Genomic DNA, 21660 nt, shown 5'->3' with positions numbered 1-21660 from the left:
GAGCGTCAAGGGCATGAGAACCGACACCCCTTGGAGCACCTTGCCGGCCCGGGAACATCTCCTGGCCGGAGCGGTCGACGCGGCCGGTGCACCCGTACTCGACGTCGTGGTCCCCGTCTTCAACGAGGAGAAGGATCTCGAAACGTGTGTGCTCCGGCTGCATGAGCACCTCGTGCGGACCTTCCCGTACCCCTTCCGGATCACCGTCGCGGACAACGCGAGCACCGACCGTACGCCCCAGGTGGCGGCCCGGCTCGCGGCCACCGTCCCCGAGGTGTGCTCGTACCGGCTGGAGGAGAAGGGCCGCGGGCGGGCCCTGCGCACGGTCTGGTCCCACTCGGACGCGCCGGTCCTCGCGTATATGGACGTCGACCTCTCGACCGACCTCAACGCGCTGCTGCCGCTGGTCGCGCCCCTGATCTCGGGCCACTCCGACCTTGCCATCGGCTCCCGGCTCGCGCGCAGTTCGCGGGTGGTGCGCGGCTCGAAGCGGGAGTTCATCTCGCGGGCCTACAACCTCATCCTGCGCTCCTCGCTGGCCGCCCGTTTCAGCGACGCGCAGTGCGGATTCAAGGCGATACGGCGTGAGGTCGCGCAGCGGCTGCTGCCGATGGTCGAGGACACCGGCTGGTTCTTCGACACCGAGATGCTGGTGCTCGCCGAGCGTGCCGGTCTGCGTATCCACGAGGTGCCGGTCGACTGGGTCGACGACCCCGACTCCACCGTGCACATCGTGCGGACGGCGACCGACGACCTGAAGGGCGTGTGGCGCGTGGGGCGGGCGCTGGCCGTCGGCGCCCTGCCGCTGGACCGGCTGGCCCGGCCCTTCGGGGACGATCCGCGCGACCGCGCGCTGCCCGGGGTGCCGGGCGGGCTGGCCCGCCAGCTGGTCGGGTTCTGTGTCGTGGGCGCTCTCTCCACGCTCTTCTATCTCGCCCTGTACTCGCTGTTCCGGATGGGCTTCGGCCCGCAGTTCGCCAACGGCGGCGCTCTGCTGGTGTCGGCCGTCGCCAATACGGCAGCCAACCGGAGGCTCACTTTCCGAGTGCGGGGCCGGGGCGGAGCCATACGGCACCAGGCGCAGGGGCTCGTCGTCTTCGCCATCGGTCTCGCGCTGACCAGCGGCTCGCTCGCCGCACTCGGCGCGGCTTCCGGATCGCCCTCGCACGGCACGGAACTCGCCGTCCTGATCACGGCCAACCTCGCGGCGACGGTGCTGCGGTTTCTGCTTTTCCGCGCCTGGGTCTTCCCGGACCGGAGCGCCTCCGAACACGAACTGAGGAACGTCCGATGACCACCTACCCCGACCATCTCCCCGGTCACCTCCCCGCCCACCCGCCGGGCGTCTCCCCGGGCGTCTCCCCGGGCGTCTCCCCGGGCGTCTCCCCGGGCGTCTCCCCGGGCGTTTCCGCAGGACACGGCCGCCCCCGGGAGCCGTTCCTGCGCCGCACCCTGCGCGGCAGGGCGGACGACCCGCGCTGGGTGCGGCCGGCCATGTTCGGCATGCTGCTCGTCGTGGGCCTGGCCTATCTGTGGAACCTCAGTGCGTCCGGGTACGCCAACTCCTTCTACTCCGCAGCCGTGCAGGCGGGCAGCCAGAGCTGGAAGGCGTTCTTCTTCGGCTCGCTGGACTCCGCCAACGCCATCACCGTCGACAAGCCCCCGGCCACGCTCTGGCCGATGGCCCTCGCGGTACGGATCTTCGGCCTCAACGCGTGGGCGGTCCTCGTCCCGCAGGTGCTGATGGGTGTGGCCACGGCCGGGGTGCTCTACGCCGCCGTGCGCCGCCGCTTCAGCGCGCCCGCCGGACTGATCGCGATGGCGGTGTTCGCGCTCACGCCCGTCGCCGCCCTGATGTTCCGCTTCAACAACCCGGACGCGCTCCTCGCGCTGCTGATGACCGTCACCGTCTACTGCGTGCTCCGCGCGCTGGAGAACGGGCGGACGAAGTGGCTGGTCTGGGCGGGTGTCGCGGTCGGGCTCGCGTTCCTGACGAAGACCCTCCAGGCGTTCCTGATCCTGCCGCCGCTCGCCGTGCTGTACGCGGTGTGCGCGCCCACCTCCGTACGCAAGCGGCTGGGCCAACTCGCCCTGTCAGCAGGTGCGATGGTCGTCGCCGGTGGCTGGTGGGTGGCGATCGTCGAGCTGTGGCCCGCCTCCTCGCGTCCGTACATCGGCGGTTCGCAGAACAACTCCTTCCTTGAACTGACCTTCGGCTACAACGGACTCGGCCGTCTCAACGGCGAGGAGACCGGCAGCGTCGGCGGTGGGGGCGGCGGCGGTCAGGGCGGCGGCTGGGGCGAGACCGGCATCGGCCGGATGTTCAACTCCGAGATCGGCGGCCAGATTTCCTGGCTGCTGCCCGCCGCGCTGATCCTCTTGATCGCGGGCGTGTGGCTCACCCGGAAGGCGAAGCGGACCGATACCGCCCGCGCGGCGTTCCTCGCCTGGGGCGGCTCGCTGCTGATGACCGCGCTCGTCTTCAGCTTCATGGCCGGCATCTTCCACCAGTACTACACGGTGGCCCTGGCTCCCTACCTCGCGGCTCTCGTCGGCATGGGCGTCACGGTGCTGTGGGAGGAGCGCGCCCTGTGGTGGGCGCGGGCGGTCCTCGCCTGCACGCTCGCCGTCACGGCGTACTGGTCGTACGTCCTCCTGGGGCGCACCCCGGACTATCTGCCGTGGCTGCGCTGGACCGTCCTGATCGTCGGGCTCGTCGGCGCGGTGGGCCTGCTGTTCGCCTCCCGGCTGGGGCGCCGACTCGCCTTCGCCGTCGTGGGTCTTGGCTTCGCCGCGTCGCTCGCGGGGCCGACGGCGTACACGATCAGCACGCTCGACACCGGGCACCAGGGCTCGATCGTCACGGCGGGTCCGTCCGGCGCCAGCGTGATGGGCGGCGGCCGGGGCGGCCCCGGCGGCGAGGCCCCGGGCGGCGGCGGAATGGGCCGGCCGCCGGGCGGCGGCCAGCAGGGCCAGGGGCAGCAGGGCCAGGGCCAGGGCCAGCAGGGTCAGGGCCAGGGTCAGCAGCCCGGTGCCATGCCCGGCGGCACTGCGCCCGGCGGTACGACGCCCGGCGGTACGGCACCTGGCGGTACCGCACCCGGCGGCACCACGGCCGAAGGCGGCATGGGCGGTGGCGGCGGAGGAGGTATGGGCGGACTGCTCAACGGTGCGTCCGTCGGCGCCGAGGCCAAGAAACTCCTGGAGGCGAACGCCGGGGACTACACCTGGGCCGCAGCGGCCATCGGTTCGCAGAACGCCGCGAGTTACCAGCTCGCCACCGGAGAGCCCGTGATGGCCATCGGCGGCTTCAACGGCAGCGACCCCGCTCCGACGCTCGCCCAGTTCAAGAGTTACGTCGAGGACGGGAAGATCCACTACTTCATCTCGGGCGGTATGGGCGGTGGTGGCGGCGGTAACAGCGGCACCTCCTCGCAGATCTCCTCGTGGGTGGAGGACTCCTTCAAGAAGGTCACCGTCGGCAGCGCGACCTTCTACGACCTGACCCGGCCGACGGACGCAGCGGAGTAGGCGAGGGAAGTACGGGGGGCCGGAAACCCTTCCGGGCGGTGGTCGTGAAATGGACTTGTACGGCGTACAAGGAGTGCTTTACGGTGTACGACGCCACGCACTCCCATACACCGTACGAGTAGCCATGGAGCTCAAGGAGCCCGCATGACGGCGACCACCGCCGAGCCGAACGACCTAGTCCCCCAGGGGCACCCGCAGCGCTGGCTGATCCTCGGCGTCATTTGTCTGGCCCAGCTCACCGTGCTGCTCGACAACACCGTCCTGAACGTCGCCATCCCCTCCCTCACCACCGAACTGGACGCGTCCACCGCCGACGTGCAGTGGATGATCAACGCCTACTCGCTCGTCCAGTCCGGTCTGCTCCTCACGGCCGGCAGCGCCGCCGACCGCTACGGCCGCAAGCGGATGCTGGTCGCGGGACTCGCCCTCTTCGGCATCGGTTCGCTGGTGGCCGGGCTCTCGCAGTCCTCCGGCCAGCTCATCGCGGCCCGCGCCGGAATGGGTATCGGCGGTGCGCTGCTGATCACCACCACCCTGGCCGTGGTGGTCCAGATCTTCGACGACAGCGAGCGCGTCAAGGCGATCGGCCTCTGGTCGACCGTCAACTCGCTGGGCTTCGCCACCGGTCCGCTCATCGGCGGGATCATGCTCGACCACTTCTGGTGGGGTGCGATCTTCCTCATCAACATCCCGGTCGCGATCGTCGGCCTGATCGCGGTCCTGCGCCTCGTGCCGGAGTCCAAGAACCCGCAGGGCGACCGGCCCGACCTGCTCGGCGCGCTGCTCTCCACCATCGGTATGACCGCCGTCGTGTACGCGATCATCTCCGGCCCGGAACACGGCTGGGCGTCCGGTCAGGTCCTGCTCACCGCCTTCACCGGGGTCGCGGTCCTCACCGGATTCGTCCTGTGGGAGCTCCACATCCCGTACCCGATGCTGGACATGCACTTCTTCCGGAACCAGAAGTTCATTGGGGCGGTCGCGGGCGCGATCCTCGTCGCCTTCGGGATGGGCGGTTCGCTCTTCCTGCTGACGCAGCACCTGCAGTTCGTGCTCGGATACGGGCCCCTGGAGGCCGGACTCCGTACGGCTCCGCTCGCGCTCACCGTGGTCGCGCTCAACCTCACGGGTCTCGGAGCCCGCCTCGTACCGAAGCTGGGGACGCCCGCCACCATCGCCGCCGGGATGAGCCTGCTGGCCGCCGGGCTCGGCGCCATCGCGGTGCTCGGCAGCGACGGATACGGCGGCATGCTCATCGGCCTCGTCGTCATGGGTGCGGGGATCTCGCTCGCGATGCCCGCCATGGCCAACGCGATCATGAGCGCCATTCCGCCCGAGAAGGCGGGCGTGGGCGCCGGGGTCAACGGCACGCTCGCCGAATTCGGCAACGGCCTCGGGGTCGCCGTGCTCGGCGCCGTACTGAACTCGCGCTTCGCCGCCCTCGTACCCGCGGCGGTGGGAGCGGCCTCGCTGCCTGCGGCGCTCGCCGCCGCGGACGGCGAGGGGGAGCGCCGGCGCATCACGGATGCCTTTGCCTCAGGACTGGAGACCAGTCAGCTGGTCGGCGCGGTCGCGGTGCTCGCGGGCGGCCTGCTCGCCGCGGCGCTGCTGAGGCGGGCCGAGCGGATGGAATCAGGGCCTGCGGGCCCTGCCGTGAAGGACCCGGCTGCGGCAGACTCGGCCGGAACAGCGGCATAGCATCGGAGGGGACGCGTACCGGACCGTGGCCGTCCGGTACGTGCCGTCCGGTACGTGCCGTCCGGTACGTGCCCCCACCGCCCCGGTCCGTCCGGTCCGCCAGAACGAGGAGAGTGCGCCATGGTGTCCGCGGCCGACCGTGTGAAGAACCCCGCGCGGACCAGTGTGTGGCTGGACCGGCGGACACCTTCGCGTGCCCGCAGGACCGAGTCGCCCGTGGGCCTGGACCGGGACAGGATCACCGCGGCGTCGGTGCGGCTGCTGGACGCGGAGGGCCTCGCCAAGTTCTCCATGCGCCGCCTCGCGGCGGAGCTGGACGTCACCGCGATGTCCCTCTACTGGTACGTCGACACCAAGGACGACCTGCTGGAACTGGCGATGGACTCGGTCTTCGCCGAGATCGTGCCCCCCAGCGAGGACGAGGACTGGCGCGACCGGCTGCGCGCGATGGCCCGCAGCTACCGCGAACTGATCGTCCGCCACATCTGGGTGTCGCCGCTGGCCGGTCACTTCCTCAACATCGGCCCGCAGGCCATGCTGTTCTCGTACGCCGTCCAGGACATCATCCGCGCCACCGGGCTGCCGATGAAGAACCAGACGGGTGCACTGGCCGCCGCGTTCCACTTCGTGTACGGATTCGGCACCATCGAGGGCCACTTCGTGGAGCGGTGCAAGGACGCGGGGCTCAGCCAGGACGAGTACTTCCAGCAGGCGATGGGCACCATCAAGGCCGAGCCGCACCTCAAGAAGCTCGTCGAGGCCTCCGTCGACGTGATGGAGGCGCGCGGCGGCGGCACGGTCGACGACATGCGCGAGCGGGACTTCGTCTTCGCGCTGGACCTGGTGATCGCGGGCATCGAGGCGATGTGCGCCCGGGCGGGCGTCTCCGCTCAGTAGCCCCGGTCCGCGTCCACGGCGAGCGCCGGCACCTTGCCTGTACGCAGCTCGTCCCAGCAGGCCTCGAAGTCCCTGACGACGTCCTCGTCGGCCGTGATCCCGGCGGAGTGCGACGTGATCACCGTACGAGGGAGCTGCCAGCAGCCGGCGTCGGGCGCCGCGGGCTCCTGGGGAAGCACGTCGAGTACGGCCCGCCGTACGGTCCCGGCGCGCAGGGCCGCCCCCAGAGCCTCCATGTCCACGGTCGCCCCGCGCCCGACGTTGACGAAGCTCGCACCCCGCACGGCCGCGAAGCGGCGGGCACCGAAGTAGCCCTCCGTCGCGTCCGTCAGCGGCAGCGCGGCGATCACCCAGCGCGCCGCGCCCAGCTCCTCCGTATCCGCGTCCGCCCCGATCACCCGGTCGAAGTCCGGCGGCGGTACGGCACGCGGGCTGCGGGCCACCCCCACCGTCCGGATACCGCATCCCCGCAGCAGACCGGCGACCGCCGAACCGATGCGCCCGGTGCCGTAGACCAGGGCGGTCTGCCCCGCGGCGAGTTCGGAGGGGATACGCCGCCACTCGGCCCGCGCGTGCTGCGCGGCGAACTCCGGGACGGCCTGGCATTCGGCGAGCACCCAGGCCAGGACGTACTGGGCGATCCGCTCGCCCATGCGCCCCACCGTCCGGGTGAGCAGCGCGTCCGGTGGCCAGGGGCCGGAGTCGAGCAGCGCGTCCGTACCGGCGTTGACGCTGTGGAACCAGACCAGCCGCCCACCGCGGAGCGCGTCAGGCAGCGAGGCACCCACGTACAGGTACGGACCGTCCGGCGCGCTCCCGGACGCCCGCTCCACCGGACGCCCGGTGATCCGCTCCAGCTCCCGGACCACGGGGTCGCCGACGTCGGGCGCGACCAGCAGCCGGGCCCGCGCAAGCAGGTCCGGGACGGGCGGTGCGGTCTCGGGGAGTTCTGTCACGAGTCAGTTCCCGGGGGCCAGATGGGCAGGGAAGCCGCCGGTGGCGAGTGGACCCCAGCGCTCCGGAGTGATCCGGATGATCGACTTGCCCTGCTTGACCATCGCCGCCCGGTACTCGTCCCAGTCCGGGTGCTCGCCGGAGATGTTCCGGAAGTACTCGACGAGCGGCTCGACCGAATCCGGTGAGTCGATCACCTCGGCCGACCCGTCGATCTGGACCCAGGCGCCGTTCCAGTCGTCCGACAGGACGATCACGCTCACCCGCTCGTCCCGCTTGGCGTTACGGGTCTTCGCGCGCTCCGGATACGTCGAGACGACGATCCTGCCCGCGTCGTCGACGCCGCAGGTGAGCGGGGAGCCCTGGGGGCGGCCGTCGGACCGGGTGGTCAGCAGGATCGCCCGGTGCCGGGGCCGCACGAATGCCAGCAGCTCATCGAGCTCCACGGCGGTGTTGGTCGCGATGTGGGGTGCCATCCTCCGACCCTATGCCGCCCCCGAACTCCTACGAGGGCAGGGACTCGCCCTGCACCGCCTGGATGTCCAGCTCCACGCGGAGCGTCGTACCGATCGCCGAAATGCCCGCGCGCACCACCTGGTTGTAGTTCATGGCGAAGTCGTCGCGGCGCAGTTCGGTCGTCGCGTGGAAGGCCGCACGGACCCCGCCCCACGGGTCGGGTCCTGTGCCCAGGTAGCTGAGGTCGAGGTCCACGGCGCGCGTGACGCCGTGCAGTACGAGCTCCCCGTGCACCGTCCAGCGGTCGGGGCCCGCCGGGGTCAGCCCGCTGGAGCGGTACGTGATCTCCGGGAAGCGGTCCGCGTCCAGGAAGTCGGGCGACCGCAGGTGCTTGTCCCGCATGCCGTTGCCGGTTTCGATGCCGGCCGCGCCGATGACCGCCTCCACGCGGGACCGCTCGATGTCCGGCGCGATCTCGATCCGGCCGGAGAAGTCGGTGAACCTGCCGTGCACGCTGGAGATCCCCAGGTGCTGCGCGGCCGCGCCCACGGAGGAGTGCGCCGGGTCCAGCGACCAGACGCCCGGAGGCGGAAGTTCCGCCCCGCCCTGCCGGGACATCACGACCGTGCCCGCGTCGATCCGGCCGCCGGCCGTGACGAGCGCGGTGGAGGCGGTGGGGGCGTACCCGACCGCCGTGACGATCACGGTGTACGCGCCGGCCTGCAGAGGGTCCTCGGTGCGGACCGCCCCGTCCTCGTTCGCGTCGGCGCGCAGCACCTGGATGCCGGTCATGTCGGTGACTGTCACGACCGCGTGCTGGACCGCCCAGCCGTCCCGCGTCCGTACCTGTGCACGAAGTGCCATCCCGTTTCTCTCTCCTCGCTCCATGACCCGGAGGGTCAAATGAGTCGGGCCCCGGGGGCGGGTGCGGCAGGCCGTCCCCTGCCTGCCGTACCCGCCCCCGGGGCCCATTTCCGCCGGCCGGGACAGCCTCTCCGCTCGAAGTGCCGTCCCGCCAGGGGTCTTTGTTACCCGAGTTGTCTGAGATACCTGAGTTACCTGAGCTCAGATACCCGAGCGACGTGGTTACTCGCCGGGGTGGGCGAGCTCGATGTCGTGGCCGTCGACCCCGTGACCGGCCACGGTCAGGGAGCCGGCCACCGGCGGGTAGCCGGTCGCGATGACCGAGTATTCGCCCGCGTCCAGGTCGGTGAAGGCGTACGCCCCGTCCTCCCCGGTCGTCGCGGTGGCGACCACGTTGCCGGCCGCGTCGATCAGTGTGACGCGGGCGTCGGACAGCAGGGTCCGGGCGGACCCGGCCCGTACGACGCCCTGGACCAGCGCACCGGCCCGCAGCGCCGCCTCGACCCGGGTGACGCCCCCCTGGCCGCCGATCTCGACGGGCAGCGCCAGCGGGCGGAAGCCCGTGGCGTTCAGCGCGACGGTCACGGCGCCGGGGACCAGCTCACCGAAGGTGAACTCGCCCGCCTCGCCGGACCTGCCGGTCGCCAGCACATCGCCGCGCACATCGGTCACGACGACCATGGCGCCCTCGACCGGAGCCCCGGTCGCCTCGGCCCGCACGGTCCCGGTGAGACCGCTCGTACCGACGAGGAGGATGTCGTACGCCACCGGCTCGTCGCCGACGACCACGGTGGACGCCTGCGGCTGGAAGCCGTCGGCGGACGCGATCAGGACGTACGAACCGGCGCCCGGGGCGTCCAGTACATAGCCGCCGTCGGCCTGGGCGACGGAGCGCCCCAGCTGCCGGCCGGCCGGTGAGATCAGCGTGACGGCGGCCCGTGCGACGGGTACGCCCTCGGCGCCGCGCACCACACCGCGTACCGCCGTGCCGCGCACCGTCTCCACGGGAGCTCCGAGGGTGGCGACCGAGGTGACCCCGGCGACGCCCTCGGCGACCTGGGAGGGTTCCGTGACGGCCTCGACGGCCTCGGTGGCGGCCGGGGTGTCGTTCGACGCGTTCGTCTTCAGCGCGACCTCCTTGATGAAGATCGTCACGATGCAGGCGACGAGCGCGGCCGGAGCGGCGTACAGGAAGACATCGCCGACACCGTGCCCGTACGCGGCCTCCACGACCGTACGGAACGGGCCGGGCAGGGTGTCCAGGTCGGGGATGCCCCCGCCGCCGGTACCGCCGTGGCCCATGGCCGCGCCCTCGGGACCGAGGTCGGCCAGGCCGTCCTTGACGTAGTGGGTGACACGGTTCGCCATGACGGCGCCGAGCGCCGATACGCCGATCGCACCACCGAGCGAACGGAAGAACGTGACGACGGAGCTGGCCGAACCGAGGTCGGCGGGAGCGACCTGGTTCTGTGTGGCGAGCACCAGGTTCTGCATCATCATGCCGACGCCGAGACCCATCACGAACATGTAGACCGCGATCTGCCAGTACTCCGTGTCGTACCGGATGGTGCCCAGCATGCCGAGCCCGGCCGTGACCAGGAAGCCGCCGCTGACCAGCCATGCCTTCCAGCGGCCGGTCTTGGTGATGACCTGGCCGGAGATGGTCGAGGAGAGGAAGAGCCCCGCGATCATGGGAATCGTCATGACCCCGGACATCGTCGGCGACTTGTCGCGCGCCAACTGGAAGTACTGGCTGAAGAAGACGGTGCCCGCGAACATCGCGATACCGACGAACAGCGAGGCGACCGAGGCCAGCGTGATGGTGCGGTTGCGGAAGAGGCGGAGCGGGATGATCGGCTCGCTCGCCTTCGACTCGACGAGCAGGAAGAGCCCGATGAGCACGACGGTGCCGCCGAGCATCGCGTACGTGGGTCCGGAGATCCAGTCGTACTTGTCGCCCGCGAAGGTCACCCAGAGCAGGAGCAGGGAGACGGCGGCGCTGATGAAGAAGGCACCCGCCCAGTCGACCTTGACCTCGCGCTTGACGACCGGGAGCTTCAGGGTCTTCTGGAGCACGACGAGCGCGATGACCGCGAACGGCACGCCCACGTAGAAGCACCAGCGCCAGCCCATCCAGCTGGTGTCGGTGATGACACCGCCGAGCAGCGGACCACCGACGGTGGCGACGGCGAAGACCGCGCCGAGGTAGCCGCTGTACCGGCCGCGCTCACGCGGGGCGATCATCGCGGCCATCACGATCTGCGCGAGGGCGGAGAGGCCGCCGACGCCGATGCCCTGCACGACGCGGCAGGCGATCAGCATGCCGCTGCTGGTGGAGAGACCGGCGACGACCGAGCCGGCGACGTAGATGACCAGTGCTATCTGGACCAGCAGCTTCTTGCTGAACAGGTCGGAGAGCTTGCCCCACAGAGGGGTGGTGGCGGTCATGGCCAGCAGCGAGGCCGTCACGACCCAGGTGTAGGCGCTCTGGCCGCCGCCGAGGTCGTTGATGATCTCGGGCAAAGCGTTCGAGACGACGGTCGACGACAGAATCGCGACGAACATGCCGAGCAGGAGCCCGGTCAGCGCTTCCATGATCTGCCGGTGTGTCATCGGCGTGCCGTCGGGGGCTTCGGAGCCCCCGTGCTTGGCGTGGCCGCCCCGCACACCGGTGGGTGTGGTCGTAGCCATTGAGTTCCTTCTCTTTGCATCTGTTACATAGGTGTACGGGTGTGCGAATCCTCGGAGGGGCGCGTGCGGCAGTCCCCGCTGTGCTTTCCGGGAAGGCACTCACCGGAGCCGCGACAGGCGAAGCTGTCACGCAGCCGGGACAGCAAGGCATTGAGCCGGCCGACGTCCTCGTCGGACCAGTCGATGAGTTTCCGGGCGAACATCTCGGTCGTCCGGCGGCTCAGTTCGTCGAGCTGCTCGTCTCCCGCAGGGGTCAGCCGCAGGATGCGGGACCGCTTGTCGGCGGGGTCCGGGGACCGTTCTATCCAGCCGCGTTCGGCCACATGTGCGACATGGCGGCTGGTCACCGACATGTCCACGGCCAGGAGTTCGGCCAGTCTGCTGATCCGCATCTCGCCGTGTTCCGCCAGGAGTGCCAGCACGGCGGCGGAGCCACCCGGGCACTCGGGAGGAAGGGCCCGTGCGAGTCCGCGCTTGACGGCGCCGACCGCGCTGAGCTGCCGGGCCAGCTCCTGGTAGTGACTCCGAGCGGCCATGGGCCCTCCTGACATCTCGGCGCCAACTAATTGCTTAGGGCAACCATAGAAGCCGATGGTTGCTACAGGCAAACGAAATGGGGCTTGCAGAAGTAAAGGAACGCAAAAGGCTGAGTAGGGTCCGGGTCAAACGTGCAGCATGTACGGCAGGGCCCGTCTGCGGCTGTGATTCGCGCCACCCGGCAGGGCCCGCCGAGGCGGTGGATCACCGGCGGATCGCCTGTCCCTGCGCACCCGGGGGTTGGGCCGCAACGCCGAGTTCGCTAGGGTCCTGGCCCATGGCACACAACCCCCACGCCCCTCAGCAGGGCCCCGAGGGCACCAACGACCCGGCGGGCAGCACCCAGATGTTCCGCGCTTTCGTCGACGAGGGCGAACCGCAGCGCCGGCAGCAGCCGGCCGCGACCTCGTCCGGACCGAGGGTCGGGGTGATCGCGGCTGTCGTCGCCGTTGTCGTCGTCCTCGGTGCGGTCGCCTGGCTCGCGCTCGGCTGACCTTTCCGGTCCCCCACGTGTGTGGGGGTCACTTCCAGGTGGCGGTGACGTCCTGGGTCTCTGTCCGCATGCCCAGGGGCACCCGCCAGGACTCCACACAAACGGTGTACGTCTTCTTCCGCACCGCTCCCGCGTCGATGGGCGCGGGAAGCGGCTGCGTCGACTCGACGGTCGCCCAGTCGATCCCGAGCGCGCCGATGATGTGCGTCTCGAAGGTGACGGTGCCCGAACGGACCGGTGAGCCACCGGTGTTGCGGAATTCCACGGTCACCTTCTCGCACCAGCGCCGATCCGCCTCCGCGGGCACCGGGTCGCCGACCTGGAGCGCGGCGGGCGTGGCGGGTGCGGTGGGTGCGGGGCTGCTGGAAGGCGGCGGGGTGCTGCCCGTGCCGCCGGAACCGCCGGTGCTTCCCGGGTCCGCGCTGCCGGTTCCTCCCGCACTTCCCGGGTCCGCGCTGCCGGTTCCTCCCGCACTTCCTGGGGCTGCCGTCCCCGAGCCGCCGGAGCCGCTCGTTCCGCTGCCGCTGCCGGGGCCCGTGGTGGCCGTACGTTCCCCGGCTTCCGGTACGCCGTCCGGTACGCCGGGCAGCTCAGCGCCCGGCCCTGGTTCGTCAGCGTTCTCTCCGTGGCCCCCGCCCCCGTCCCCGTCGCGCTCCGCGCCCGGAGTATCCAGCGGGATCAGCGTGACCTTGTCCGAGGGCAGGCCTGCCGCCCTCGGAGTCTCGGCCGGACCCGTGCCCGCCGCCCCGACCGCCACATAACCGTCGTCGCCCGCACCGCCGCCGCAGGCGGCGACCGCGCCGCCCAGGCACAGCACGGCCGCCGAGGCGGCGATCACGGTGCCCCGGCGGCCGGTCGAGCCGAATGTCTGACGTCGCATCGCGCCAGTGTGGCTGACGGTCCGTCAATTCGGAACCCTCGCGCGGCAGCGCGGGGTCCGGACAGGCCCTAGGGCCTGTCCTAGTCGGCGATGAGCCCCTCCCTGAGCTGGGCGAGCGTACGGGTCAGCAGGCGCGAGACGTGCATCTGCGAGATGCCGACCTCCTCGCCGATCTGTGACTGCGTCATGTTGGCGAAGAAGCGCAGCATGATGATCTGCCGCTCGCGCGGGGCGAGTTTGGCCAGCAGCGGCTTCAGGGACTCGCGGTACTCGACGCCTTCCAGGGCCGTGTCCTCGTACCCCAGGCGATCCGCGAGCGAGCCCTCGCCGCCGTCGTCCTCGGGCGAGGGGGAGTCCAGCGACGAGGCGGTGTACGCGTTGCCGACGGCCAGGCCGTCGACCACGTCCTCCTCGGAGACCCCGAGCGCCTTGGCCAGCTCCGGCACGGTCGGCGAGCGGTCGAGCCTCTGGGCGAGCTCGTCACTGACCTTGGTGAGAGCGAGCCGCAGCTCCTGGAGCCGGCGTGGCACGCGCACCGACCACGAGGTGTCGCGGAAGAAGCGCTTGATCTCGCCGACCACGGTGGGCATCGCGAAGGTCGGGAACTCGACGCCCCGTTCGCAGTCGAAGCGGTCGATCGCCTTGATCAGGCCGATGGTGCCGACCTGGACGATGTCTTCCATGGGCTCGTTGCGGCTGCGGAACCGCGCCGCCGCGTAGCGGACGAGCGGGAGGTTGAGCTCGATGAGCGTGTCCCGCACATAGGCCCGCTCCGGGCTGTCCGTTCCATCGGGGCCCGGTGCGGGGCCCAGTGCGGCGAGCCGCAGGAACAGGGAGCGGGACAGCGTGCGGGTGTCGATGGCTTCCGACGAGCTGGTGAGCACGGTCGGTGCCGGCACGCTCTTCGTGAGCGTGAGCACCTTCGAGCTGCCCTGTTCTGCGGACATGCCACCCCCTTGAGGTCGCGGACGGTCGCGGTGGCCGCGACCATCGGAGGAACGCAGCCTCCACCTGAATACCGGAGGGGAGGCTGCGGCAAACGCGCTTCCAGCAGAATGTCACATGTCGGCAACACGCTGTAGTGACATGTCGACAAGTATGCGCCATGTCTGCGCAGGAAGCAGGGGGTATGAGGCTTTTACGCCGCCTGAACCGGATGGGGCACGGTCTACCCGATCCGGTTACGCCTCGATCCTATTTGCGGATCGAAGTCGGGCGAAGCTTCTGGCCAGCAGTCTTGACACATGCATCTGGGAAACGCCCAATTCCGCGCTGATCTGTGACTGCGTCAGATTGCTGTAGTAGCGCAGCAGCAGGATGCGCTGCTCGCGCTCGGGCAGCTGGACGAGCAGATGTCGTACGAGATCGCGGTGTTCGACGCCCGCGAGGGCCGGGTCCTCGTACCCGAGCCGGTCCAGGAGCCCTGGCAGTCCGTCACCCTCCTGTGCGGCCTCCAGTGAGGTCGCGTGGTACGAGCGGCCCGCCTCGATGCAGGCGAGCACCTCGTCCTCCGCGATCTTGAGCCGCTCGGCGATCTCTCCCGTGGTGGGGGAGCGGCCGTGAGCGGTCGTCAGGTCCTCGGTGGCGCCGGTGACCTGGACCCACAGCTCGTGGAGCCGCCTCGGTACGTGGACGGTCCGTACGTTGTCCCGGAAGTACCGCTTGATCTCGCCGACCACGGTCGGCATCGCGAAGGTCGGGAACTGGACGCCGCGTTCCGGGTCGAAGCGGTCGATCGCGTTGATCAGGCCGATGGTGCCGACCTGGACGACGTCCTCCATCGGTTCGTTCCGGCTGCGGAAGCGGGCCGCGGCGTACCGCACGAGCGGCAGGTTCGCCTCGATCAGGGCCGCGCGGACCCTGCCGTGTTCGGAAGAGCCCGGCTCCAGCCCCTTGAGCCGGGCGAACAGCACTTGCGTGAGGGCCCTGGTGTCCGCGCCCCGGGTTCGGGTGGGCGCGGTGGGATCGGGCGTCTCGGTCTGGATGTCGTCGGTCTGGACGTTCTGGGGAGGCACTTGAGGCGCTGTACTGGCCGGCACGGTGACGCCACCCCTTTGCGGTCAACTACGGTCAACTCATCCGTCAAAAGCGGTCATAGCATCACAAGACATGTCCACTGTGTGCAAGCACCGCTTATAGCCGTGTTGAGAACAAGTTGGTCTAAACGCACAGAAAAACCCCTCACCTGAGTGGTGAGGGGCCAGGCGGACCAAGGGTCCTCGTGCGTCAGAACGGGTAGTCGGCGATCACCCAGGTGGCGAATTCGCGCCACTGTCCGGCCGCGGCCTGATGAGCCGGATGCCCGATGTAGCGCTTCAGCGCGTCCTCGTCGCCGACCGCCGAATTGATCGCGAAGTCGTACGCGATCGGCCGGTCGGTGATGTTCCAGGCGCACTCCCAGAACTCCAGCTCCGGGACCTGCCCGGCCAGCTCCTGGAAGGCCTCCACGCCGGCGACGACCCGCGGCTCGTCCCGTTCGACGCCTTCGTTCAGCTTGAACAGGACCAGGTGACGGATCATCGGGTTCTCCTACTTGATGAGCTCGGACATGAAGTCACCGACGCCCGTGGCGGCACTCGCAATGCCTTCGAACCCTACCTGGACAAGATCAGCGGCCCGTTCGGGGGACGTGATGATCGTGTACAGCACGAAGACCGAAACCATGTAGAGCACGATCTTCTTCGCTTGCACCACAGTCACTGCCTCTCCCGTTTCGCTCCCCTGCACGGTCGGGCGATTCTAGCCGCACGAATGGCCGTATCCAGAAGATGTTTCCGATCAGGGATCAGACGCTGATGTGGCCTTTAAGGACCAAGGGCCCAGGGCCCTGCCATCGGGGTCCTTCGCCCGGCCATGCGGCTTTCGTGCGGAGGCAGGATGGACAACGAGCCCGGCGGATCCGGCAGGAATCCGCAGGGCGAGGGCCCTGTTCTCACCGGGGGAAGCGGCTTGTCCCCCCGATGCCGCTTCCCCCGACCTGATCTCCCCGGTCGTTCCGGGCACTCTCATCACCCGGAACGCTCGAAGGGCCCGACGCGATGCGTCGGGCCCTTCGTTATGAGCGGTAGCGGAGGGATTTGAACCCTCGGTGAGTTTCCCCACACTCGCTTTCGAGGCGAGCTCCTTCGGCCGCTCGGACACGCTACCGAGAGAGAGCTTAGACCATCCCGGGCCGTGATCAGAAATCAGATCTCAGAGCGCGCGGAAGAAGGCCGTCAGCTGGGCGGAGCACGCCTCCTCCAGCACTCCGGCGACGACCTCGGGCCGGTGATTCAGTCTGCGGTCCCGTACGACGTCCCAGAGCGAACCGGCGGCTCCGGCCTTCTCGTCGCGTGCCCCGTAGACCACCCGGCCGATGCGGGACTGGACGAGGGCGCCCGCGCACATCGTGCACGGTTCCAGGGTGACGACCAGGGTGCAGCCGGACAGCCGCCACTCGCCGAGCGCGGCGGCGGCCCGGCGGATGGCGAGCACCTCGGCGTGGGCGGTCGGGTCGCCGGTCGCCTCGCGTTCGTTGTGGCCCGTCGCGAGCAGCGAGCCGTCGGGGCCGAGGATCACGGCGCCGACCGGCACATCGCCGGTCAGCGCCGCCTGCGCGGCCTCGGCCAGGGCATGGCGCATGGGTGCCTGCCACGGGTCCCGTACCGGGTCGTGGAGAGGCGGTGAGGAGGGTGGGGGTGGTGGTGCGTTCACCCGCGGACCCTAACGGACGGACTCCATGACCTCGGCCGCTCCCAGCGCGTCCGCGATCTCCACCAGCGCATCGGTGCGCAGGGTCAGCAGCTCCTTCTCCGAAAGGCCGAAATCGGCGAGAAGCCCGAGGTCGCCGAGCGGCCCCGAGGGTACGGCGTCGAGAGGGATGTCGTCGTCGTCGGCCAGTGGTTCCGCCCGGCCGTCCACGGCTTCGGACACTTCCGGCTCGCCGTCCTCCGTACCGCCGAGGTCGACGAGCTCTTCCAGTGCGGCGATCTCGTCCTCGGCCCCCGGTTCGCGGCCGAGCAGTTCGTCGGTGAGCAGGATCTCCCCGTACGAGGAGCGAGCGGCGGCGGACGCGTCCGAGACGTAGATACGGGGGTCCTCCTCACCGTCCACCCGGACGACGCCGAACCAGGCGTCCTCCTGCTCGATGTAGACGAGGACCGTGTCCTCGTCCACAGAGGCGTCCCGGGCCAGATCGGTCAGATCGGACAGGGTCTCCACATCGTCCAGCTCCGTGTCGCTCGCTTCCCACCCGTCTTCGGTGCGCGCGAGCAGTGCGGCGAAGTACACCGTGACTCTCCCACTTGTCATAGGTGAATCGGTCCGACGGGAGGGCAGCCGTTGTTCCGGCTGCTCTGTGCCCGCCCAATCGGCATCGTGGCAGAAACAGCGGCGGAGCGAGACGTCTTCGACCGTTGCGTCGGCCATCAGTTGCCGGAGTACCTGCTCGGCGGCGGTACGCCGAGGCCGGTCCACCGGCGCGTAGAGCGCCCGTCACCAGCGGAACGTACGCATGCGCATGGCCTGGCGCATCCGGGCCGCACGGGCCCTGCGCGGCTGGACCCGGTCGCGCAGCTGCTTGGCCTCGTGGAGCTCACGGAGGAACTGGGCGCGGCGCCTGCGGCGCGACGTCTCACTCTCCCGGATGCCCGGTGCGTCCGGCGCGTCGCCCGGCGCGTCCGGTGGGACACGTGCGGCTCGTGCCCGTTTCGGCTGCTCGCCGTCCGCCATCGACACACCACCCCAATGCTGGGTCCGTATGCCACCACCTTCCCTCCGAACAGGTGGTTGATGCCAGCGCGGAGTGCCGGGAGGCCCGGCTACTGTTGACGGCATGCGCATTCATGTCGTCGACCACCCGCTGGTGGCGCACAAACTCACCACGCTGCGCGACAAGCGCACCGACTCCCCCACCTTCCGGCGTCTCGCCGACGAGCTGGTCACCCTGCTCGCCTACGAGGCCACCAGGGATGTGCGCACCGAGCAGGTCGACATCGTGACCCCGGTGACGCCCACGACCGGCGTGAAGCTCTCGCACCCCCGGCCCCTCGTCGTACCGATCCTGCGCGCCGGTCTCGGCATGCTCGACGGCATGGTGCGGCTCCTGCCGACCGCCGAGGTCGGCTTCCTCGGCATGATCCGCAACGAGGAGACGCTCCAGGCGGAGACGTACGCGACGCGGATGCCCGAGGACCTCTCGGGGCGCCAGGTGTATGTCCTGGACCCCATGCTGGCCACCGGCGGCACGCTGGTCGCGGCCATCAGGGAGCTGATCAAGCGCGGGGCGGACGATGTCACCGCGGTCGTGCTGCTCGCGGCGCCCGAGGGCGTCGAGGTCATGGAGCGCGAGCTGGCCGGCACGCCGGTCACCGTGGTCACCGCCTCGGTCGACGAGCGGCTCAACGAGCACGGCTACATCGTGCCCGGGCTGGGCGACGCGGGCGACCGGATGTACGGCACGGCGGACTAGGACACGCACTGGGGCCGGTCCGAGGCTGTGACGGGGCGGGTTCCGCGGGATGCGGGGGCCCGCCCCGATGGCTTTCCGGAGTCAGCAGGACGACGGGGCCGGAGCCGGCTTCGTGAGGGCGGTCAGGGCTGTGGCGGCTGCCCGGCGCGTGTTGAACGCCTTGAACTTCGTACCGAGAATCAGGTCGACGTCCGCCGTCTTGCGGGCGTCCGTCTCCTGCCTGCTGCCAGGCAGCTGCGTGCCGAGCACCGTGAACGAGCCGTCCGCGGCCGTCGGGGCGCCCAGCAGCATCCCGGGGCCGGGGACCTTCTTGTCGTACGCGGCGGGGGCGTTGCCCACCTTGCCGATGGTGAAGCCGCGCTTCTTCAGCTCGTCGGCCGCGGCCTTGGCGAGCCCGCTGCGCGGGGTCGCGTTGTAGACGTTCACCTTGATGCCGGCCGGTTTCGGCAGCGCCTTCGCGGGTGTCGTCGGCTTGGGCGCGGCGCATTTCTTCTTGTGGTCGGCGGCGACGGCCTTCTCGTCGCCGCCGGTGAAGACGTCGATGAGCTGCAGCGTGCCCCAGCCGGCCAGGCCGAGGGCCACCACTGCGGCGACGGCCGCCAGGACCAGCCTGCGACGGTGACGGGGGCGGCGCATCCGCGGGTACGTGCTGCCCGTGATGCGGTACTTTCCGCCCATGCCGGGGGGAGTGAGCATGCTCATGGGCAAAGCGTAGTGCGACCAAGTGATGATGCCTACTAAATGATCAATAGATTGCACCCACATGAGCCGGAAAGCACCCGAAAGGTCCGAAGAGGGCCACGGGTGGCGGCGGAGGGGTCAGCCGAGTTCGAGGACGCGGGCGTGCAGCACCTGGCGCTGCTGGAGCGCCGCGCGGACCGCGCGGTGCAGTCCGTCCTCGAGGTAGAGGTCGCCCTGCCACTTCACGACGTGGGCGAAGAGGTCGCCGTAGAACGTGGAGTCCTCGGCGAGCAGGGTTTCGAGGTCCAGCTGACCCTTGGTGGTCACGAGCTGGTCGAGGCGGACCGGACGCGGGGCGACATCCGCCCACTGTCGGGTGCTTTCCCGGCCGTGGTCGGGATATGGCCGCCCATTTCCGATGCGCTTGAAGATCACACGGAAAGCCTACCGGGCAAGGGGCTCCGGGCGCAGCCGGGGACGGGGACTGTGATGCCGGCCGAAACCGGCAAAACCCCCGAAGGCGGAGCGCTCTGCCGTGGCGGACGCGGGGCGGGTTCGCCCGACGGTGCGGCCGGTTCCCCCGAAAGGTGCCGGGAGCGGCACGGCCGCGGGCGGGTGGTGCTCCGCCCGCGGCGTGCCGGTGGCCGTCGACGCCCCGGGTACCGGGCAACTCGGGACGTACGCCCCGGAGTGCGGGGTTAGACCGACCGGCAAATTGGGGGGCGGCGTCGCGGGGCTGGGCACGCACATCTGCGGCGTTGTCGTCAATCACCAACTCCCCAAGCTCTCGGCTCCGCTCGAGCAGGGGAGACCCCATCGCGTTGGCTCAATCCTCCGCCTTGCAGCTGCACGCACCCAGCCCCGCTCCTTCTCCCACCCCCCAATTGCCGGTCGGTCCTACTCGGTGACGCCGTGCGCGTGGCCCTCGCGGAGGCCGCCGCCGCTGCCGGGCTCACCGGTCGTGGGGTCGGCCGGGACCGGACGGGTCAGCGAGCGCAGGTCGTAGGCGTAAGTGCCCACGGCGTTGGCGATCACGTCGATGTTCGTGTCGAACAGGCCCATGTCGATGTTGTCGATGTCGTCGCAGGCGGCGTGGTAGCAGGGGTCGTACGCGATGCCCGCCTCGCCGCCGAACTTCTCCGCCTGGGCCGCTGTCTTGATGCCCTCGGCGCCGGTGTCCGTACCGCCGGACGGGATGCCGACCTCGATGAACGGGCCGTAGTCGGAGCGCCCGGTGAAGTCCGTGCCCTCGTGCGCCTGGCCCTTCCCGTCGAGGAAGTCGTTGATGTCGCGCTCCAGCTGCGCGGAACCCTCGGGCCCGGGGCCCTCGCCCACGCCGTCGGAGTTGTTGCCGTCGAAGACGAACTGCACACCGTTAGGCGAGGCGATCATGTCGAAGTTGAGGTAGAGCGAGATCTGCTCGCGCTGCTTCTCGGTGAGCGCGGCGACGTACGCCTCCGAGCCCAGGAGGCCGTTCTCCTCCGCCGACCACCAGGCGAAACGCACCTTGTTGGCGGGGGTGCGGTGGGTCTTGGCGAGTTCCAGCGCGACTTCGAGGAGGCCGGCCGAGCCGGAGCCGTTGTCGTTGATGCCGGGGCCCTCGGTGACCGAGTCCAGGTGGGCGCCGAGCATCACGGTCTTCGCCGCGTTGCCGCCGCGGGTCTCCGCGATGACGTTGCGCGTGGTGCGCTCCTCCTGGAACTCACGGATCTCGAAGGCGACCGTCACCTCGCCCTTGGCCAGGTCCGCGGCGAGCTTCTCGCCCTCGGCCAGGGTGAGTCCGCCGGTGGGGATCTTCCCCGACTCGACGTCGCCGAGGGTGCCGGAGAGCACGCCATCGACGTTGTTGTAGATGACCGCTCCGGCCGCTCCGGCGGTGGCCGCGGTCGCCTGCTTCTGGGCGAAGGAGCAGCCGCCGCGCTTGATCAGCGCGATCTTGCCGGTGAAGTTCGCCGAGGCGTAGTCCGCCTCCTCGCAGCCGGTGGTGCCGTCGAGGGGGACGGCGACGAGGGCCGCCTGTACGCCGCCGACCTTGGTGGACTTCGTGTACGTCATCGCCTTGATGGTGATGTCGCGCGGGGTGGGCGAGACGACGGCGAGCTTCTCGGCGAGGGTCTCGGTGTACATGAAGTCGAAGGATTCGTAACTGACGTCGTAGCCGGCCTTCCGGAGCAGCTGGTAGACGTACGCGGCGGAGGCGTCATGGCCCAGGGAACCGGCCGCGCGGTGGCCGTCCGCGGAGTCGGCTATCGCCTGGAACCGCTGGAGGTGCCGGTACGCGTCGTCCGCGGACGAGCGCTTCACCAGCTTGCGCGCCAGCTTGGCCGCGTCCTTCGCGGGGTCGTGCGAGGACTGCCCCTGGTGCGGGGATGCGCCCAGGAGGAGCGGTGTGGCCAGTGCGGTGGCGGCCACAACAGCCATGGCTCTGCGACGAGTTGCGTGCACAGGAGTCCTTCCGGTGTGAACAGATGTGCACGAAAGCTAGCGAGTGCAGTGACATCTGGGAACTGCTGTGGCCCGTTGTGATCA

22 protein-coding genes and 1 tRNA gene are annotated in these 21660 nt (G+C 70.1%); 6 read left to right on the top strand and 17 right to left on the bottom strand.

Annotation, left to right across the window (positions count from 1 at the left end; translation table 11 throughout):
- Positions 1–13: 13 nt before the first annotated feature.
- From ACFT7S_RS14395 to ACFT7S_RS14380, 4 genes are all read left to right on the top strand, one after another.
- Entirely contained in the window at positions 14–1294 is a 1281-nt protein-coding gene (locus tag ACFT7S_RS14395; RefSeq protein ID WP_382731167.1) for a glycosyltransferase, read from the top strand.
- On the top strand, positions 1291–3531 hold the full coding sequence (locus ACFT7S_RS14390) for a glycosyltransferase family 39 protein (protein ID WP_382731165.1): 2241 nt from the start codon (positions 1291–1293) through the stop codon (positions 3529–3531). Before ACFT7S_RS14395 ends, ACFT7S_RS14390 begins: the two co-directional genes overlap by 4 nt.
- Positions 3532–3675: 144 nt before the next feature.
- Positions 3676–5229, top strand: a complete 1554-nt coding sequence (locus ACFT7S_RS14385) for an MFS transporter (protein ID WP_382731162.1) — start codon at positions 3676–3678, stop codon at positions 5227–5229.
- A 120-nt stretch (positions 5230–5349) separates the two neighbouring features.
- Complete coding sequence (locus ACFT7S_RS14380; protein ID WP_382731160.1) at positions 5350–6126, top strand: TetR/AcrR family transcriptional regulator; 777 nt, start codon at positions 5350–5352, stop codon at positions 6124–6126.
- Here ACFT7S_RS14380 and ACFT7S_RS14375 read toward each other — a convergent pair.
- The 5 genes from ACFT7S_RS14375 to ACFT7S_RS14355 form a co-directional block, all read right to left on the bottom strand.
- Positions 6120–7082, bottom strand: a complete 963-nt coding sequence (locus ACFT7S_RS14375) for an NAD(P)-dependent oxidoreductase (RefSeq protein WP_382731158.1) — start codon at positions 7080–7082, stop codon at positions 6120–6122. The two genes, ACFT7S_RS14380 and ACFT7S_RS14375, sit on opposite strands and share 7 nt — an antisense overlap.
- A gap of 3 nt (positions 7083–7085) precedes the next feature.
- Positions 7086–7556, bottom strand: a complete 471-nt coding sequence (locus ACFT7S_RS14370; protein ID WP_382731155.1) for a PPOX class F420-dependent oxidoreductase — start codon at positions 7554–7556, stop codon at positions 7086–7088.
- Positions 7557–7584: 28 nt separating this feature from the next.
- Positions 7585–8400: a YceI family protein gene (locus ACFT7S_RS14365; RefSeq protein WP_382731152.1), complete on the bottom strand. Its 816-nt coding sequence runs from the start codon at positions 8398–8400 to the stop codon at positions 7585–7587.
- A gap of 222 nt (positions 8401–8622) precedes the next feature.
- Positions 8623–11091: an MFS transporter gene (locus ACFT7S_RS14360; RefSeq protein ID WP_382731149.1), complete on the bottom strand. Its 2469-nt coding sequence runs from the start codon at positions 11089–11091 to the stop codon at positions 8623–8625.
- Positions 11092–11114: 23 nt separating this feature from the next.
- Positions 11115–11627, bottom strand: coding sequence for a MarR family winged helix-turn-helix transcriptional regulator (locus tag ACFT7S_RS14355; RefSeq protein ID WP_382731146.1), 513 nt, complete (start codon positions 11625–11627; stop codon positions 11115–11117).
- Between the two features lie 278 nt (positions 11628–11905).
- Here ACFT7S_RS14355 and ACFT7S_RS14350 point away from each other — a divergent pair, with 278 nt between their 5' ends.
- Positions 11906–12121: a hypothetical protein gene (locus ACFT7S_RS14350; protein WP_382731143.1), complete on the top strand. Its 216-nt coding sequence runs from the start codon at positions 11906–11908 to the stop codon at positions 12119–12121.
- A 28-nt stretch (positions 12122–12149) separates the two neighbouring features.
- Here the strand turns inward: ACFT7S_RS14350 and ACFT7S_RS14345 are convergent, their stop codons facing one another.
- The 9 genes from ACFT7S_RS14345 to ACFT7S_RS14305 all read right to left on the bottom strand — a co-directional run bounded on the left by ACFT7S_RS14345 (position 12150) and on the right by ACFT7S_RS14305 (position 17711).
- Complete coding sequence (locus ACFT7S_RS14345) at positions 12150–13001, bottom strand: hypothetical protein (RefSeq protein WP_382731140.1); 852 nt, start codon at positions 12999–13001, stop codon at positions 12150–12152.
- An 80-nt stretch (positions 13002–13081) separates the two neighbouring features.
- Positions 13082–13948: an RNA polymerase sigma factor SigF gene (locus tag ACFT7S_RS14340; RefSeq protein ID WP_382731138.1), complete on the bottom strand. Its 867-nt coding sequence runs from the start codon at positions 13946–13948 to the stop codon at positions 13082–13084.
- A 234-nt stretch (positions 13949–14182) separates the two neighbouring features.
- The gene (locus ACFT7S_RS14335) at positions 14183–15040 is read right to left on the bottom strand and encodes an RNA polymerase sigma factor SigF (RefSeq protein WP_382731135.1); all 858 of its coding nucleotides are present in this window, start codon (positions 15038–15040) and stop codon (positions 14183–14185) included.
- A gap of 187 nt (positions 15041–15227) precedes the next feature.
- Complete coding sequence (locus tag ACFT7S_RS14330) at positions 15228–15521, bottom strand: Dabb family protein (protein WP_382731132.1); 294 nt, start codon at positions 15519–15521, stop codon at positions 15228–15230.
- Positions 15522–15530: 9 nt separating this feature from the next.
- Positions 15531–15701 carry a hypothetical protein gene (locus tag ACFT7S_RS14325; protein WP_382731388.1) on the bottom strand — a complete coding sequence of 57 codons (171 nt, stop codon included), beginning with the start codon at positions 15699–15701 and terminating at the stop codon, positions 15531–15533.
- 362 nt (positions 15702–16063) lie between these two features.
- Positions 16064–16148: transfer RNA gene (locus ACFT7S_RS14320), tRNA-Ser, on the bottom strand.
- A gap of 45 nt (positions 16149–16193) precedes the next feature.
- Positions 16194–16622, bottom strand: a complete 429-nt coding sequence (gene tadA, locus ACFT7S_RS14315; RefSeq protein WP_382731367.1) for a tRNA adenosine(34) deaminase TadA — start codon at positions 16620–16622, stop codon at positions 16194–16196.
- Positions 16623–16703: 81 nt separating this feature from the next.
- Positions 16704–17270 (bottom strand): hypothetical protein, encoded by a 567-nt coding sequence (locus ACFT7S_RS14310; protein ID WP_382731364.1) that lies wholly within the window; start codon positions 17268–17270, stop codon positions 16704–16706.
- A 204-nt stretch (positions 17271–17474) separates the two neighbouring features.
- Entirely contained in the window at positions 17475–17711 is a 237-nt protein-coding gene (locus tag ACFT7S_RS14305) for a hypothetical protein (RefSeq protein WP_382731129.1), read from the bottom strand.
- Positions 17712–17814: 103 nt separating this feature from the next.
- Between ACFT7S_RS14305 and upp the strand changes: the two genes are divergently transcribed.
- Complete coding sequence (gene upp / locus ACFT7S_RS14300; RefSeq protein ID WP_382731126.1) at positions 17815–18450, top strand: uracil phosphoribosyltransferase; 636 nt, start codon at positions 17815–17817, stop codon at positions 18448–18450.
- An 81-nt stretch (positions 18451–18531) separates the two neighbouring features.
- Here upp and ACFT7S_RS14295 read toward each other — a convergent pair whose 3' ends face one another.
- The 3 genes from ACFT7S_RS14295 to ACFT7S_RS14285 all read right to left on the bottom strand — a co-directional run bounded on the left by ACFT7S_RS14295 (position 18532) and on the right by ACFT7S_RS14285 (position 21552).
- Entirely contained in the window at positions 18532–19128 is a 597-nt protein-coding gene (locus ACFT7S_RS14295) for a LytR C-terminal domain-containing protein (RefSeq protein WP_382731361.1), read from the bottom strand.
- A 141-nt stretch (positions 19129–19269) separates the two neighbouring features.
- Positions 19270–19566, bottom strand: a complete 297-nt coding sequence (locus ACFT7S_RS14290; RefSeq protein WP_003955420.1) for a type II toxin-antitoxin system VapB family antitoxin — start codon at positions 19564–19566, stop codon at positions 19270–19272.
- A 462-nt stretch (positions 19567–20028) separates the two neighbouring features.
- Positions 20029–21552 carry a M28 family metallopeptidase gene (locus ACFT7S_RS14285; RefSeq protein WP_382731360.1) on the bottom strand — a complete coding sequence of 508 codons (1524 nt, stop codon included), beginning with the start codon at positions 21550–21552 and terminating at the stop codon, positions 20029–20031.
- Between the last annotated feature and the right edge of the window lie 108 nt (positions 21553–21660).

The sequence above is a fragment of the Streptomyces sp. NPDC057136 genome (assembly GCF_042670885.1).
Lineage (GTDB): Bacteria > Actinomycetota > Actinomycetes > Streptomycetales > Streptomycetaceae > Streptomyces.
This window is presented reverse-complemented; position numbering and strand designations above follow the sequence as displayed.